We start from the raw sequence: 14,395 nt of genomic DNA on the forward strand, positions 1-14,395 counted from the left end.
GAGCCGACTTACCGGCGAGAGCCGACTTATCGGCGAGAGCCGACTTACCGGCGCCGCGTCGCCGTCGGTAAGTCGGCTGTCGGCGGGGTGGGGTGTGGGTAAGTCGGCTGTCGGCGGGGTGGGTGTGGGTAAGTCGGCTGTCGGCGGGGAGGGTGGGGTGTGGGTACGTCGGCTGTCGGCGCGGGTGGGGTGTGGGCGGGGCTACGCGAGCTCGGCGGCGGTGGGCGGGTTGGCGCCGGCCCGGGAGACCGTGACGGCGGCGACGGCGGCGGCCCGCTCGAGCACGGCCTGCAGCGTCGCGGCGTCGACGGCGTGCAGGCGCTCGCGGCGGTCGGCGCCGACGAGGTCCGCCCGGACGAGGCCGTCGATGATGCCGCCCATGAACGAGTCGCCGGCACCCACGGTGTCGACGACGGTCGTCCGCGGCGCGGGGACGCTCACGGCCACGCCGTCGGCCGCGTAGGCGTCGGAGCCCTCACCGCCCTTCGTGACGACGACGACGGCGGGCCCCAGGGTCAGCCACGCGCGCGCGACGTCGGCGACGGGCTCGTCGGGCGCGAGCCACGCGACGTCCTCGTCGGAGACCTTGACGACGTCGGAGCGGGCGACGAGCGCCTCGACCCGTTCCCGGGCCTCGGTGGCGGAGCCCATGATCGCGGGGCGGGCGTTGGGGTCGTAGGTGATCGTGGCCGTGCCGGCGACGGCGTCGAGCAGGCGGGCGGTGCGCGCGGCGGCGGGCTCGAGGACGGCACTGATGGAGCCGGTGTGGACGAGGCGCGGGGAGCGCCCGTCGAGGTCCGGCAGGTCGCAGGTGATGTCGAACTCGTAGTCGGCCGCGCCGGTCGCGTCGAGGCGGGCGAGCGCCGTCGAGGTGCGCTCGGCGCCGTCGGACCCGGGGACGACGCCGACGCCGTCGCGCTCGAGGTGGGCGCGCACCCGGTCCCCGCGCTCGTCACGCCCGAACCAGGTGGCGAGCTCGACGTCGTGACCCAACCGCGCCAGGCCGACGGCGACGTTGGCCGGGCTCCCGCCGACGTGCTCCACGGGCTCCGCACCGGCGCGGTCGACGATGTCGATGAGGCTCTCGCCGAGGACGAGCAGCGGGGCGCTCACTTCTCCTCCTCCGTCGCCTGCTGCGCCTTGGCCAGGCGCTCCCGGGCGCCGTCGAGCCACTGCTGGCAGCGGGCGGCGAGCGCCTCCCCGCGCTCCCACAGGCGCATCGACTCCTCGAGGGTGGCCGCACCCGTCTCGAGGCGCCGGACGACGTCCTGCAGCTCCTCGCGGGCCTGCTCGTAGCTCAGTGACTCGACGTCAGGGGTGCTCATGCGTCCAAGTCTGGCAGAGCCGCGGCAACGCCCCGGGCGCGCGTCGCGCGTCGGGACCTTGGCCTCTAGGACGGGCCGCGTGCCCTCCCTAGCGTGGGAGATGGGTCGACGGGGACCCGGTCAGCACACAAGTCCGAGACACGGAGCCCACGGTGAGCATCGACACGACCCCCGCAGCACAGTCCGACACGGGCGCCTCGCCGCGCCCGCAGATCGACCGGCTCGTCGCCCGCGCGGCGCAGGCGGCGTCCGCCTACGAGTCCCTCACCCAGGAGGACGTCGACCGCATCGTCAAGAAGGCGTCGGTCGCCGCCCTCAACCAGCACGGGGTCCTCGCGCGCCTCGCGGTGACGGAGACCGGCCGCGGCGTCTTCGAGGATAAGGCGGTGAAGAACATCTTCGCCTGCGAGCACGTGACGAACTCGCTGTCGGGCATGCGGACGGTCGGTGTGGTGAACCGCGACGAGCTCGACGGCATCGTCGAGATCGCCGAGCCCGTGGGGGTCGTCGCCGGGATCACCCCGGTGACCAACCCGACGTCGACGGCGATCTTCAAGTCGCTCATCACCCTCAAGACCCGCAACCCCGTCATCTTCGCCTTCCACCCCGCCGCGCAGGAGTCGTCCGTCGCAGCCGCCCGGGTGGTGCGGGACGCCGCGGTGGCCGCCGGGGCCCCGGAGCACTGCATCCAGTGGGTGACCGAGCCGTCGGTCGAGGCCACCCGCGAGCTCATGCACCACCCGGGGGTCGCGATGATCCTCGCAACCGGAGGGAACGCGATGGTCAAGGCCGCCTACTCGTGCGGGAAGCCCGCCCTCGGCGTCGGTGCGGGCAACGTCCCGGCGTGGATCGAGGCCAGTGCCAAGCTGCCCCGCGCGGTCAACGACATCGTCCTGTCCAAGGCCTTCGACAACGGCATGGTGTGCGCCTCGGAGCAGGCCGTCATCATCGACGACTCCGTCTACGACGCCGCGCTCGGCGAGTTTGCCCGGCTCCACGCCTACCGCGTCACCGCGGCCGAGAAGGCGATGCTCGAGCGCTTCATCTTCGGCGAGGAGGCGGGGGACGCGGCCTGCTCGGGCGCGCGGCTCAACGCGGCCGTCGTCGGTCGCAGCCCGCAGTGGATCGCCGAGCAGGCCGGCTTCACGGTGCCGGCCGACACCTCGATCATCCTCGTCGAGGTCACCGGCGTGGGGCCCCACGAGCCGCTCACCCGCGAGAAGCTGTGCCCCGTGCTCGCCGTGCTGCGCGCAGCTGACCGTGAGCACGGCATGGCGCTCGCCGAGCAGATGGTCGAGCTCGACGGCCTCGGCCACAGCGCCGCCGTCCACACCGAGGACCGGGCCACGGTCGAGGAGTTCGGCTCCCGCGTCAAGGCTGTCCGCGTCATCTGGAACTCCCCGGCGTCCCTCGGCGGCATCGGCAACATCTACAACTCCTTCCTGCCCTCCCTCACCCTCGGGTGCGGCAGCTACGGCGCCAACTCCGTCTCGGGCAACGTCTCGGCGGCCAACCTCCTCAACATCAAGCGGATCGGCCGGCGGAACAACAACCTCCAGTGGTTCAAGGTGCCGGCGAAGACGTACTTCGAGGCCAACGCGATCAGGTACCTCGAGGACATGCCCGACGTCCACCGCGTCACGGTCGTCACCGACGCGACGATGACCCGCCTCGGCTTCGTCGACCGGGTGCTCGACGTCCTGGGCCGCCGGCCCGGGAAGGTGGCCCTCCAGATCATCGACGACGTCGAGCCCGAGCCGTCCATCACCACCGTCGAGCAGGGCGCGAGCGCGATGCGGGAGTTCCGGCCAGACACGATCATCGCGCTCGGCGGTGGCTCACCCATGGACGCCGCCAAGGTCATGTGGCTGCAGTACGAGCACCCCGACGTCGTCTTCACCGACATCCGGGAGAAGTTCTTCGACGTCCGCAAGCGGGCCTTCAAGTTCCCGGCCCTCGGGGAGAAGGCCAAGCTCGTGTGCATCCCGACGACGTCGGGCACCGGCGCGGAGGTCACCCCCTTCGCCGTCATCACCGATCCCGTGACGGGCGTGAAGTACCCGCTGGCCGACTACGCGCTCACCCCGACCGTCGCGATCGTCGACCCGGCGCTCACCGGGCAGATGCCGGCGTCGCTCGCCGCCGACTCCGGCTTCGACGCCCTCACCCACGCGACCGAGGCCTACGTGTCCGTCTACGCCAACGACTTCACCGACGGGATGGCGCTGCACGCCATCCGTCTCATCTTCGCCAACCTCGCCGAGTCCGTGAACGGCGGCCCGCGGGAGGCGGAGGCGCGGGAGAAGATGCACAACGCCGGCACGATCGCCGGGATGGCCTTCGGCAACGCGTTCCTCGGGATCGTCCACGCGATGGCCCACACGATCGGCTCGACGTTCGGCCTCGTCCACGGGCGGACCAACGCGACGCTGCTCCCGCACATCGTCCGCTACAACGGGACCGTCCCCACCAAGCTGACGAGCTGGCCGAAGTACGAGTCCTACGTGGCGCCCGAACGCTTCCGGGAGATCGCCGAGGCGCTCGGGCTGCCCGCCCGGACCGCCGAGGAGGGGGTGGAGTCCTACGCCCGGGCGGTGGAGGAGCTGCGGGCCGCGGTGGGGATCCCCGCGTCCTTCGCGGCGCAGGGCGTCGACGAGCGCACCTTCCTCGAGGGCCTGGACGACCTGGCGATGCGGTCCTATGAGGACCAGTGCGCCCCGGCCAACCCGCGGATGCCGATGCTCGAGGACATGAAGGACCTCATGGCGGCCGCCTACCACGGCACGGCCTTCGCACAGGTCCGGGAGGAGCGGCTCGCGGCCGAGGGGCGGGCGCTCGCCTGACGGCGGGCGGGTCGCCCGCTCAGGGCTGCGGGTGGCCCGCCCGCACCTCGAGCTCGAGGCGCCCGCCGGCGACCCGCGCGTCGAGCGTGTCACCCTCCGCGACCTCGGCGGGGTCGCGCACCACCGTGCCGTCGGGCGTGCGCAGCACCGCGTACCCACGTTCGAGCGTGGCGAGCGGGGACAGCGCCCGCAGGTGCCCCCGCAGGGACTCGACCGCCGCGGCGTTGCGCTCGAGGCACGCCGTCGTCGCCTGCCGCACGGACGCGGTGAGGCGGGCGACCTCCTCGGCGCGGACGGTGACCATCGTCGTCGGGTCGGCGAGGACCGGGCGGGAGCGGAGGGCGTCCAGCCGCACCTGCTCGCTGTGCACCCGTCCCGCCACCGAGGCGCGGAGCCGCTGGCAGGCGGCGAGCAGCCCGCGGCGCTCCTCGGCGACGTCGGGCACCACCCGCTTGGCGGCCGCCGTCGGCGTCGAGGCGCGGTAGTCGGCGACGAGGTCGAGCAGGGGCGTGTCCGTCTCGTGGCCGATCGCCGAGACGAGCGGGGTGCGGCAGGCCGCGGCGGCCCGCACGAGCTGCTCGTTGGAGAAGGGCAGGAGGTCCTCGACCGAGCCTCCCCCGCGGGCGACGACGATGACCTCGACGGACGGGTCGGCGTCGAGCTCGGCGATCGCGCGGCTCACCTGCGCGACCGTGCCCGGCCCCTGGACGGCGACCTCCCGGATCTCGAAGCGCACCCCGGGCCACCGGGCCCGGGCGTTGACGACGACGTCGTGCTCCGCCTTGGACTCGCGCCCGCACACGAGACCCACGGTCCCGGGGAGGAAGGGCAGCGGGACCTTGCGCTCGTCGGCGAAGAGCCCCTCGGCCGCGAGCACGCCCTTGAGGTGCTCGATCCGCGCAAGCAGCTCGCCGAGCCCGACGGCGCGCACTTCCCTGGCGTGCAGGGAGAGGGACCCGTTCTTCTGGTAGAAGTCCGGCTTGGCGTGGACGACGACGCGCGAGCCCTCGGCCACCTCCGGCAGGTCACGGGCGAAGATCTTCACCGTCATGGACATGTCGACGTCCGCGTCACGCAGGGTGAGGAAGGCCATCCCCGCCCCGGGCCGGCGGTTGAGCTGGACGATCTGGCCCTCGACCCACACCGGGGACATCCGGGCGACGTACTCGGCGATCTTGGCCGACAGCAGCCGCAGCGGCCACGGCTGGTCCGGGGAGGTCTGCGCGGCCCGCTCGGGCAGCGGCGCGGCGCTCACGAGGCCACCGCCGGAGCCAGTCGGCGCGCCATGACGAGGCTGTCGGGACGCTCCTCGACCACCGCGAAGCCGAGCCGGTCGTAGAACGCGACCGCGCCGGCGTTGGCGCGCGCGACCTGCAGGTGGACGCCCGGCGCGCCGCGGTCCTCCAGCGCAGCGAAGAGCCGGGTGAGCAGCGCGCGGCCGGCACCGGCGCCGCGGGCCGGCTCGAGGAGGTCGACGTGGAGGTGCGCCGGGTGCTCGGCGAGCCAGGCGCCCTCGGTGTGCACGCCGTCGTCGATCATCCGCACGAGCCGGGCGTCCGCGCCGCCCGGCCGGGGCGGGTGGGCGCGGTAGTGCGCGCGCAACGGCGGCCACCACCGCTCGTCGCAGGCGGCCTCGAAGGCGGCGGTGTCCGCCGTCGCGACGACGTAGCCCAGCGGCCCGGAGCCGGCGGTGGCCCGCACGACGAGGGCCAGGCCCGGCTCGAGCTCGAGGTAGGGCCCGAGGTAGACGTGCCCGAGGAGCTCGCCGTCCTCGTGGTCCGGGCCGGCGTCAGCGCCGAGGTTCCCGGTGCGCAGGCACACCTCGTAGAGCGCGGCACGGTCGGCCGGCCGGTAGTCGTCGATGTACAGGTCGGGTCGCATCGCTCACAGCATGACACCGGGGGCAGACGTTCCCGTCCCCGCAACGTAGCCTGTCGATGTGACTACCGTGCCTTCTGACGCTTCCCTGGGCGCCCAGGCGCCGGACCGCCGCGAGGTCCAGTCCCTCGCCGGCGCGTCCGCCTTCCCCGACGCCGTGCCCGCGCGCACGCCTGGAGCCGCCGCCGTTCCCGGCCGCCGCATCCTGCTCGCCGCGCCGCGCGGCTACTGCGCGGGCGTGGACCGCGCCGTCGACGCCGTCGAGAAGGCGCTCGAGCACTACGGCGCACCCGTGTACGTGCGCAAGGAGATCGTCCACAACAAGTACGTCGTCGAGACCCTCACCTCGCGCGGCGCGATCTTCGTCGACGAGACCGACGAGGTGCCCGAGGGCGCCCGGGTCGTCTTCTCCGCCCACGGCGTCTCCCCGGCCGTCCACGCGGCGGCGGCGGCCCGCAACCTCTCGACGATCGACGCCACGTGCCCCCTCGTGACGAAGGTGCACAAGGAGGCCGTGCGCTTCGCCCGCGACGACATGGACATCCTCCTCATCGGCCACGACGGCCACGAGGAGGTCGAGGGCACCCAGGGCGAGGCCCCCGACCACATCCAGGTCGTCAACTCGCCGGACGAGGTCGACAAGGTCGTCGTGCGCGACCCCGAGAACGTCGTGTGGCTGTCGCAGACCACGCTGTCGGTCGACGAGACGATGGAGACCGTCCGCCGGCTGCGCGAGCGCTTCCCGGCCCTCCAGGACCCGCCGAGCGACGACATCTGCTACGCCACCCAGAACCGGCAGGTCGCCGTGAAGAAGATGGCGGCGGACTGCGACGTCGTCATCGTCGTCGGCTCGGCCAACTCCTCCAACTCCGTGCGGCTCGTCGAGGTGGCCCTCGAGGCGGGCGCGCGCTCCTCCTACCGGGTGGACCGCGCCCAGGAGATCGACGACGCGTGGTTCGAGGGGGCGACGACCGTCGGGCTCACCTCCGGTGCCTCGGTGCCCGAGATCCTCGTGCGCGACGTCATCACCCACCTCGGGCAGCTCGGCTACGGCGAGGTCGAGGAGGTGCGCACGGCGACGGAGGACATCATCTTCTCCCTGCCGAAGAACCTGCGCGCGGACCTCAAGGCGACCGGCAGCGAGCCGGACCGCCCGCGGCGCGGTGGGCGCCGGTCCCTGCCCGTCCAGCTCTGACGGGACCCTCGCCGCGCGAGGTTACGCGACCGTAGGTTACGTTGGCGTCAGGGGGCTGGACCGCAGCACCGCGCGAACGAAGTAGGACTCATGCCCACAGTCGACCTCACCGTCCCCGAGATCACCGTCCCGGACCTCCTCGCCGACGCCGTCGAGCGGGTCCCGGACAACGTGGCCCTCGACTTCCTCGGCGCGACGACGACGTACCGGGAGCTGGCCACGCAGGTCGACCGCGCCGCCGCGGTGCTCGCCGCGGCGGGGGTCCGGGCCGGGGACCGGGTCGCCCTCGTGCTGCCCAACTGTCCCCAGCACGTCGTCGCCTTCTACGCCGTGCTGCGGCTGGGGGCGGTCGTCGCGGAGCACAACCCGCTCGCCTCCCCGGGTGAGATCCGCGCCCAGCTCGACGCGCACGGCGCCCGCGTCGTCGTCGCCTGGGAGAAGTCCCTCGACAAGGTGTGCCCCGGGGCTGACCGGCAGGGCCGCACCGTGCTCGCCGTCGACCTCACCGCCGCGCTGCCGCGCCGCTCCCGCTTCCTCCTGCGCCTGCCCGTCCCCGCCGCCCGGGCGCAGCGAGCGGAGATGCGCGGCCCCGTCCCCGACGGCGTGCGCTCCTGGGAGCGCGAGCTGCGGCGCGCCGGCCCGCTGGCTCCCGGCACCCCAGGGCCCGGGCCGCTCGACACCGCCGTGCTCCTCCACACCGGCGGGACGACCGGGACGCCCAAGGCCGTTGTCCTCACCCACCGCAACCTCGTCGCCAACGTCACCCAGAACGCGGCGTGGATCTCCGAGCTGCGCTACGGCAGCGAGGTGTTCTCCGCCGTCCTGCCCTTCTTCCACGCCTTCGGGATGACGCTCTCGCTCACGACCGCGGTGCGGCTCGGGGCCACCCAGCTCGTCTTCCCGCGCTTCGACCCCGACATGGTCCTCGCCGCGGTGCGCCGCCGGCCGGTCACTTTCTTCGGCGGGGTGCCGCCGATGTTCTCCCGGCTCGCCGAGACCGCCGAGGAGAAGGGCGTCGACCTCGGTGCCGTGCGCTTCGCGATCTCCGGCGCGATGTCCCTCGCTCCCGAGGTCGCCGCCCACTGGGAACGGGTCACCGGCGGCCTCATCATCGAGGGCTACGGCATGACCGAGACCTCGCCGGTCGCGCTCGGTAACCCGCTGAGCCCGGAACGGCGTCCGGGCGCCCTCGGGCTGCCCTTCCCCGGCACGGAGATCCGCGTCGTGGACCCGGAGGAGCCGGAGGTCGAGGTCCCCACCGGCGAGGTCGGCGAGCTCCTCATCCGCGGGCCGCAGGTCTTCGCCGGCTACTGGGCCAACCCCGAGGCCACCGCCGAGGTCATGCTCGACGGCGGGTGGCTGCGCACCGGCGACCTCGTCCGGCGCGGCGCGGACGGCTTCGTCACGCTCGCCGACCGCCGCAAGGAGCTCATCATCACCGGCGGCTTCAACGTCTACCCCTCCCAGGTGGAGGACGCGGTCCGCTCGATGCCGGGCGTGCGGGACGTCGCCGTCGTCGGCGTGCCCGACGGCCCGCGCGGCGAGCGTGTGGTCGCCGCTCTCGTCCTCGAGCCCGGTGCGAGCGTCGACCTCGCCGCGGTGCGTCGCTGGGCCGAGGACCGGATCTCCGCCTACGCCATGCCGCGCGCGGTCACGGTCCTGGAGGACCTGCCGCGCTCCCAGCTGGGCAAGGTGCTGCGCCGGGTGGTGCGCGAGCAGCTGCTCGGTTCCCGCCAGCCGTCCTGACGGCGAAGGCCTTCCCAACCGGGGCCGCCGGGCACGTCGCGCGACGGACATGACCCGCGTCACGTGCTCACGACGACCGCCCCGGGGGCACTCGATGGCCAGGACCCGCGCGCCACGGAGCCGTGACGGCGCCCTCAGCGGCCGAGGGGGAGCTGCTCGGGCAGCTCGCCGGCGAGCGGGTCCGTCAGCTCGCTGGCGGTGAAGCGGCGGACCTGGGCGCGGTCTGCGTCCACCTCGCGCACCTCCAGGCCGCCGGGGTCGAGGCCCTCGAAGCCGCGGGCGGTGACGAGGAGGCGCGACTCCACCGAGCCGACGAGCCGGTTGTAGTGCTGCACCGCGCTCTCCAAGGTGCGGCCGAGCTGGCCGACGTGGCCGGCCACCGTGCCGAGCCGGTTGTAGAGCGTGCGGCCCAGCTCGAGGAGACGCTTGGCGTCCTCGGTGACCGAGGCGGAGGACCAGATCGTCGCCGTCGTGCGGAGGAGCGCGAGGAGCGAGGACGGAGACGTCGGCGCCACGCCCTGGCGCAGCGCGTGCTCGAGGAGGCTGGGGTCCGCCTCGAGAGCGGCGGCGAGCAGGCCCTCGGAGGGGACGAACATGACGACGAGCTCGGGGCTGCCCGCCAGCTGCTCGTGGTACCGGCGCGACGCGAGGGCGTCGACGTGCCCGCGCAGGGCCCGGGCGTGGGCGGCGAGGAGGCGCGCACGGCGGTCGGCCACCTCCGGATCGTCCACGGCGGTGATGGCGCTGGCCTCGAGATAGGCGTCGAAGGGCACCTTGGCGTCCACGACGAGGTACTTCTCCTCGGGCAGCCGCACGACGACGTCCGGCCGGGCCGCCCCGGCCCCCGCCCGAGCCCCGGGCAGCGAGGCGACGGCGGTCTGCTCGAGGAAGTCGACGTGCCGGAGCATGCCCGACGCCTCGAGCACGCGCCGCAGCTGGACCTCGCCCCACTGGCCGCGCGCCGCGCCGGAGCGCAGCGCACCGGCGAGGCTGGCGGTGGTGGCGCGCAGCTCGGCGTCGCTGCGCTGGGCGGCATGGAGGCGCTCGGCGAGGACCGTGTACTGCTCGGTGCGCTCGCGCTCGAGCTCGGCCACGTGCTCCCCGACCTGGGCCAGGGTGGCCCGCACCGGGGCCAGGGCACGCAGGACGTCGTGGTCTCGGGAGGCGCGTTCGCGCAGGTCTGCGCACTCCTCGGCCAGCGCCTCGGCGCGTGCGCGGGCGGCGGCGGCCTCCTGCCGGGCGCGGGAGGTGGCCGCCTCGGCGCGCACCCGGCCCAGGAGCAGACCGAGCACGAGACCGGTGGCGAGGGTGGCTACGGCCAGGAAGATCGCCGTCGTCGTGTCCATGCGCTCAGGGTGGCAGCGACCACCGACATCGGCGGGACGTCAGAGGAGGAGCGAGACGATCGCCAGGCCCGCCGTCGCCATGAGGAGCGCGGCCGGGAGGATCTCCAGGTGCCGCTCGGGACGCGCAGCCGAGCCCGCGAGGTGCCCGGTCCGGTGCTCCTCGACGATCCCCGCGACGACGTCGGGGTCCGCGCCGCCCGCCTCGATGCCGTCGAGGTGGTGCAGGGAGGACACGACCGGGACGTCCCGTCTCGCCCTCGTCCAGCGACCGATGGCGCTGCGGGCGGGCAGGGCCCAGGCCCCGACCTTCCCGTCGTGGGTGGTGATCTCCAAGCCCCACCGGGTGCGGGTGCCGGTGATGGCCGCCCAGGGCAGCCAGATGGTGGTGATGACGTTGGCCACCCGCACGCCGTCGGGCTCGACCCGCACGAGGGGGCGCCAGAACGCGGCCCAGCCCAGCGCGGCGAGCAGGAGCGGGAGGGCGCCGTAGCGCAGCACCTCGGCGACGCCGCCGTTGACGGCGAACGCGGCGAGGACGGCGGCAGCCACCACCCAGGTGGCGACGGCGTAGCCGCGGCTGGCTGCGGCGCGGAAGACGATGGCGGGCTGCACCGCCCCATCATCCCAGGCGCTGTCACCCGTGCTGCGGGGGCTCCCCGGGCTGGCTGGTCACGGTGGTGAGGAGGAAGACGGAGTCCTCGAGGGCGACGACGGCGTGCCGCTGGTGGGTGAGCGCGTGCAGCTCGCCCGCGGCGAGGACCGGCTCGTCCTCGCCGGTGACCCGGACCCGGCCGACGAGCACCTGGAGGCTGGCGGCGTGCGGGGCGTTGTGCTCGGCGAGCTCGGCGCCCTCGCGCAGCGCGAGGATCGACTGGCGCAGCACGCCGTCGCGCAGGACGAGCTCCGCGCTCCGGCCGTGCTCGTCGGCGCGGGCGGCCTGCATGTGGGAGCTGACGAGCGGCATGAGGTCGGGCATCGGTCCTCCTCGGGGAGCGGACGGGTGCTCTCACCGTGGCACAGCGCACGGGCGCCCGCACGGGACACCGCCCCGCTCGCGCGCCGGCTGTGCGCCCCCTCGGCCCACCGTGCGCCCGGTCGACCGGCAGCACGGTGGACCGAGCGGTCGGTGGGACGGTGCTCAGGCGGGCCGGGCCCGCCAGGTCCACGGCGCTCGCAGCACGAGCTCGAGCGGTCCGCGGCGGTGGTGGCGGCGCCACAGGACCGCGCCCACCGCGGCGAGGAGCACCATGACGGCGCTGATGAGCACGCCCTGGCCGAGGGTGTGGGGCAACGGACGCAGCCACGCGAGGACGAGCAGGTGGAGGACGTAGAAGGTGAGGGACAGCTGGCCCAGGACCGCGAGCGGCCGGAGCAGCCGCGACCCGTGCCGCCGCTCGACGGCGAGGCAGCCGAGCAGGACGAGGACGGACACCGCCGTCGCCCCGACGAGCCACAGGGGCATCTGCCCGTGCGGGGCGTCGGTGAGGAGCAGCTCCCACGAGGTGTCCCCGACGAGGCCGCCGCGCTGCCACGCCGCGACGCGCGCGACGAGCGGGCACCCGAGCGCGAGTACGGCTGCGACCAGCGCCGCACGCCGCTGCAGGACCCGTGAGGTGAGGTCGCGCCGCCCGAGCCACATGCCCAGCGTGAACGGCGCCACCCAGGTGACGAGCGGGTAGGGGCCGGTGAGCACGACGGCGGTGAGCACCTCGCCGGGACCGTCACCGAGCTGCGGCGGACGCCCGTCGAAAGGTCTCCCCGCGCTCACCTGCGGCGCGAGCCACAGCAGCGGCCCGAGCACCGTGCTCAGCGCGGTGACGACGAGGAGTGCGCCGTCGTGCGCACGGACCAGTGCGCCGGCGAGGACGAAGAGGAGGGCGTAGACGGCGAGGATGACGTTGACCTCGTGGCCCAGGCGCTGCAGGGCGAGACCGCCGATCAGGAGGAGGGCGCACCGCCAGCCCAGCGCCGCCCACAGCGGGGCGCGGGCGGCGGCGGACTCGCGGACCCGCCGGGTCATGAGGGAGAAGCCGATGCCCGCGAGGAGGACGAAGAGCACCGACGCGCGGCCGTGGGGCAGCAGGTAGAGGTAGCCACCGGGCCCGGTGACGTCGGTCGGCCCGACGTTGACGGACACCATGCCGACGATCGCGAGCGCCCGCGCCGCGTCCACCGCGAGCACCCGCCGCCGGCTGCCGGCGGAGGCGCCGGTTCGCGTGAGCGGATCGGCGGTGTCGGCCATGTCCGCCTCCGATCCTCGCCGGCGGGATGCGCCCGTCGGATCTGCTCCTACCGTAGATACCCGGACCAAGGAGGCAACCCGTGCCACCACACACCCGGGCCGCGCGCCTGGCCGCGGCCGTCCTCACCGCCGTCGCCCTCGCCGCCTGCACGAGCACCGAGCCCGAGCCGGCAGCCCCCACCACGACCGCCCCGACGACGGCGCCACCCACCACTCCCGCGCCCGAGCCCAGCCCTACCCCGACGGTCGAGCCGCAGTACGGGGTGGCAGCGGGCGACCCGGCCGCCGTCGCCGCCGGGATGCGGCTCCTCGAGGACGGTGGGAACGCCGTCGACGCCGCGGTGGCCGCGGCCTTCGCCGTCGCCGTCGTCGAGCCGTACGCGTCCGGGATCGGCGGCGGCGGGGCGAGCATCGTCGTCCCCGAGGGTGACGGCAAGGAGGCCGTCGCCTACGACTACCGGGAGGTGGTGGCCGACGACGGCGTGGTGCCGGCGTCGGGCACCGGGATCCCCGGGTTCGTGGCCGGGATGGCGACCCTCCACGAGGCCCACGGGCAGGCGGACTGGGCCGACGTCCTGGCCCCGGCGATCGAGCTGGCCGCCGACGGGCACCCGGTCTCCGGGATGCTCGGCGTGCGGCTGCGCGAGGACGTGGGGCCGGGGATCGCGGCCGAGCTGCCGCACTTCCGGTCCGGTGGCCGGCCTCTCGCCGAGGGAGAGCTGCTGGTCCAGGAGGAGCTCGCGCGCACGATGCGGACGCTGGCCGAGGACGGGCCGCGGTCCTTCTACACCGGGGCGCTCGCGGACTCCCTCACGACGGTGCCGGGGATCGACGCGGCGTCCCTCGCCGGGTACGAGGTGGTGAGCGGGGAGCCGGTGCGCGGCGCCGTCGGCGAGCACGAGGTGCTCGCCCCGAGGCCGCCGCTGCCCGGTGCACCGGTCGTGCAGATGCTGCAGGTGGCCGAGGCGCTCGATGTCGGGGCGGCCGATCCCGGGTCGGTGCCCTTCGTCGAGCGCGTCTCCGCGGCGTGGACGGTGGCCGACGAGTCGGCCGGCACGGTGCTCGGGGACCCGGCCTTCGTCGACGTCCCCGTCGCCCAGCTCACCGACCCGGAGCGCAACGCGCGCCTCGCGGCACGGGTCGCGCCCGACGCGGCCTCCCGGACGTCGTCGGACGACGCGCAGAACACCACCCACATCAGCGTCGTCGACTCCGCGGGCACGGCGGTGTCGATGACCAACACGCTCACCCACTGGTTCGGCTCGGGCACCTACCGGGAGGGCTTCTTCCTCAATGACCAGCTCTCGCGGTTCGGCGCCATCGACTCCCCGGCCAACCGGCCTGAGGCGGGCAGGCGGTCGGTGAGCTGGTCCGCGCCCCTCCTCGTGCTCGACGACGACGCCCGGCCGGTCCTCGTCATCGGCTCACCCGGGGGCCGGCTCATCCCCAACATCCTCACCGGGGTGTACGCGCGGTGGGCGTGGCACGGGCAGAGCCTCGAGGAGGCGGTCCTCGCGCCGCGCTTCCACCTCGAGGGGCGGACCATGCGCGTCGAGGAGGGCACGCCGTCGGAGGTCGTCGACGGGCTCGCCGCCCGCGGGTACGCGACCGAGGTGGTGCCGCCCTCGGCCTACGCCTTCGGCTCGGTGAACGCGCTCGCCGTCGACCCGGAGACCGGGGAGCTGACGGGCGCCGTCGACCCGCGCCGGGAGGCGGCGGTGGAGGTGGCCGGCGGCTGACCCCGACGATCCGCGCTGCTGAGACGGGTCCGCGCTGCGGACATATCGACAGCGCGGCCCCGTTTCAGCCGCGGGGTGGGG

The 14,395-nt window shown here is 74.6% G+C and carries 12 protein-coding genes; 4 read left to right on the forward strand and 8 right to left on the reverse strand.

Annotated features, from left to right (window positions below; translation table 11 throughout):
* Positions 1–201 precede the first annotated feature (201 nt).
* Positions 202–1,113: a carbohydrate kinase family protein gene (locus GD632_RS09405; protein ID WP_152191375.1), complete on the reverse strand. Its 912-nt coding sequence runs from the start codon at positions 1,111–1,113 to the stop codon at positions 202–204.
* The gene (locus GD632_RS09410; RefSeq protein ID WP_152191391.1) at positions 1,110–1,325 is read right to left on the reverse strand and encodes an exodeoxyribonuclease VII small subunit; all 216 of its coding nucleotides are present in this window, start codon (positions 1,323–1,325) and stop codon (positions 1,110–1,112) included. Before GD632_RS09410 ends, GD632_RS09405 begins: the two co-directional genes overlap by 4 nt.
* A 158-nt stretch (positions 1,326–1,483) precedes the next feature.
* On the opposite strand from GD632_RS09410, the gene adhE reads away from it, so the two are divergent.
* Complete coding sequence (adhE, locus tag GD632_RS09415; protein WP_405002532.1) at positions 1,484–4,168, forward strand: bifunctional acetaldehyde-CoA/alcohol dehydrogenase; 2,685 nt, start codon at positions 1,484–1,486, stop codon at positions 4,166–4,168.
* A gap of 19 nt (positions 4,169–4,187) precedes the next feature.
* On the opposite strand, the gene xseA is transcribed toward adhE, so the two are convergent.
* Together xseA and GD632_RS09425 are read right to left on the reverse strand one after the other, a co-directional pair.
* The gene (gene xseA / locus GD632_RS09420) at positions 4,188–5,423 is read right to left on the reverse strand and encodes an exodeoxyribonuclease VII large subunit (RefSeq protein WP_152191395.1); all 1,236 of its coding nucleotides are present in this window, start codon (positions 5,421–5,423) and stop codon (positions 4,188–4,190) included.
* Positions 5,420–6,049 (reverse strand): GNAT family N-acetyltransferase, encoded by a 630-nt coding sequence (locus tag GD632_RS09425; protein ID WP_152191397.1) that lies wholly within the window; start codon positions 6,047–6,049, stop codon positions 5,420–5,422. Before GD632_RS09425 ends, xseA begins: the two co-directional genes overlap by 4 nt.
* A gap of 154 nt (positions 6,050–6,203) precedes the next feature.
* Here GD632_RS09425 and GD632_RS09430 point away from each other — a divergent pair, with 154 nt between their 5' ends.
* Together GD632_RS09430 and GD632_RS09435 are read left to right on the forward strand one after the other, a co-directional pair.
* Positions 6,204–7,241, forward strand: a complete 1,038-nt coding sequence (locus GD632_RS09430; RefSeq protein WP_152191601.1) for a 4-hydroxy-3-methylbut-2-enyl diphosphate reductase — start codon at positions 6,204–6,206, stop codon at positions 7,239–7,241.
* 90 nt (positions 7,242–7,331) lie between these two features.
* Positions 7,332–8,987: an AMP-binding protein gene (locus tag GD632_RS09435; RefSeq protein ID WP_152191399.1), complete on the forward strand. Its 1,656-nt coding sequence runs from the start codon at positions 7,332–7,334 to the stop codon at positions 8,985–8,987.
* Positions 8,988–9,121: 134 nt separating this feature from the next.
* On the opposite strand, the gene GD632_RS09440 is transcribed toward GD632_RS09435, so the two are convergent.
* The 4 genes from GD632_RS09440 to GD632_RS09455 all read right to left on the reverse strand — a co-directional run bounded on the left by GD632_RS09440 (position 9,122) and on the right by GD632_RS09455 (position 12,575).
* Complete coding sequence (locus tag GD632_RS09440) at positions 9,122–10,333, reverse strand: DNA recombination protein RmuC (protein WP_152191402.1); 1,212 nt, start codon at positions 10,331–10,333, stop codon at positions 9,122–9,124.
* Positions 10,334–10,372: 39 nt separating this feature from the next.
* Complete coding sequence (locus GD632_RS09445) at positions 10,373–10,945, reverse strand: PH domain-containing protein (RefSeq protein ID WP_152191404.1); 573 nt, start codon at positions 10,943–10,945, stop codon at positions 10,373–10,375.
* A gap of 22 nt (positions 10,946–10,967) precedes the next feature.
* Complete coding sequence (locus tag GD632_RS09450) at positions 10,968–11,309, reverse strand: cupin domain-containing protein (RefSeq protein WP_152191406.1); 342 nt, start codon at positions 11,307–11,309, stop codon at positions 10,968–10,970.
* Positions 11,310–11,471: 162 nt separating this feature from the next.
* Entirely contained in the window at positions 11,472–12,575 is a 1,104-nt protein-coding gene (locus tag GD632_RS09455; protein WP_152191408.1) for a DUF418 domain-containing protein, read from the reverse strand.
* Between the two features lie 80 nt (positions 12,576–12,655).
* Between GD632_RS09455 and GD632_RS09460 the strand changes: the two genes are divergently transcribed.
* Positions 12,656–14,314, forward strand: coding sequence for a gamma-glutamyltransferase (locus tag GD632_RS09460; protein ID WP_152191410.1), 1,659 nt, complete (start codon positions 12,656–12,658; stop codon positions 14,312–14,314).
* The last annotated feature ends 81 nt before the right edge of the window (positions 14,315–14,395 follow it).

The sequence above is a fragment of the Georgenia satyanarayanai genome (assembly GCF_009193135.1).
GTDB classification, from domain to species: Bacteria; Actinomycetota; Actinomycetes; order Actinomycetales; family Actinomycetaceae; genus Oceanitalea; species Oceanitalea satyanarayanai.

What these genes read in the sequence shown, in the direction of transcription:
- GD632_RS09410 (WP_152191391.1), bottom strand. Translation starts at nt 1,325, where the DNA reads ATGAGCACCCCTGACGTCGAGTCACTGAGCTACGAGCAGGCCCGCGAG.
- GD632_RS09425 (WP_152191397.1), bottom strand. Translation starts at nt 6,049, where the DNA reads ATGCGACCCGACCTGTACATCGACGACTACCGGCCGGCCGACCGTGCC.
- GD632_RS09435 (WP_152191399.1), top strand. Translation starts at nt 7,332, where the DNA reads ATGCCCACAGTCGACCTCACCGTCCCCGAGATCACCGTCCCGGACCTC.
- GD632_RS09440 (WP_152191402.1), bottom strand. Translation starts at nt 10,333, where the DNA reads ATGGACACGACGACGGCGATCTTCCTGGCCGTAGCCACCCTCGCCACC.
- GD632_RS09450 (WP_152191406.1), bottom strand. Translation starts at nt 11,309, where the DNA reads ATGCCCGACCTCATGCCGCTCGTCAGCTCCCACATGCAGGCCGCCCGC.
- GD632_RS09455 (WP_152191408.1), bottom strand. Translation starts at nt 12,575, where the DNA reads ATGGCCGACACCGCCGATCCGCTCACGCGAACCGGCGCCTCCGCCGGC.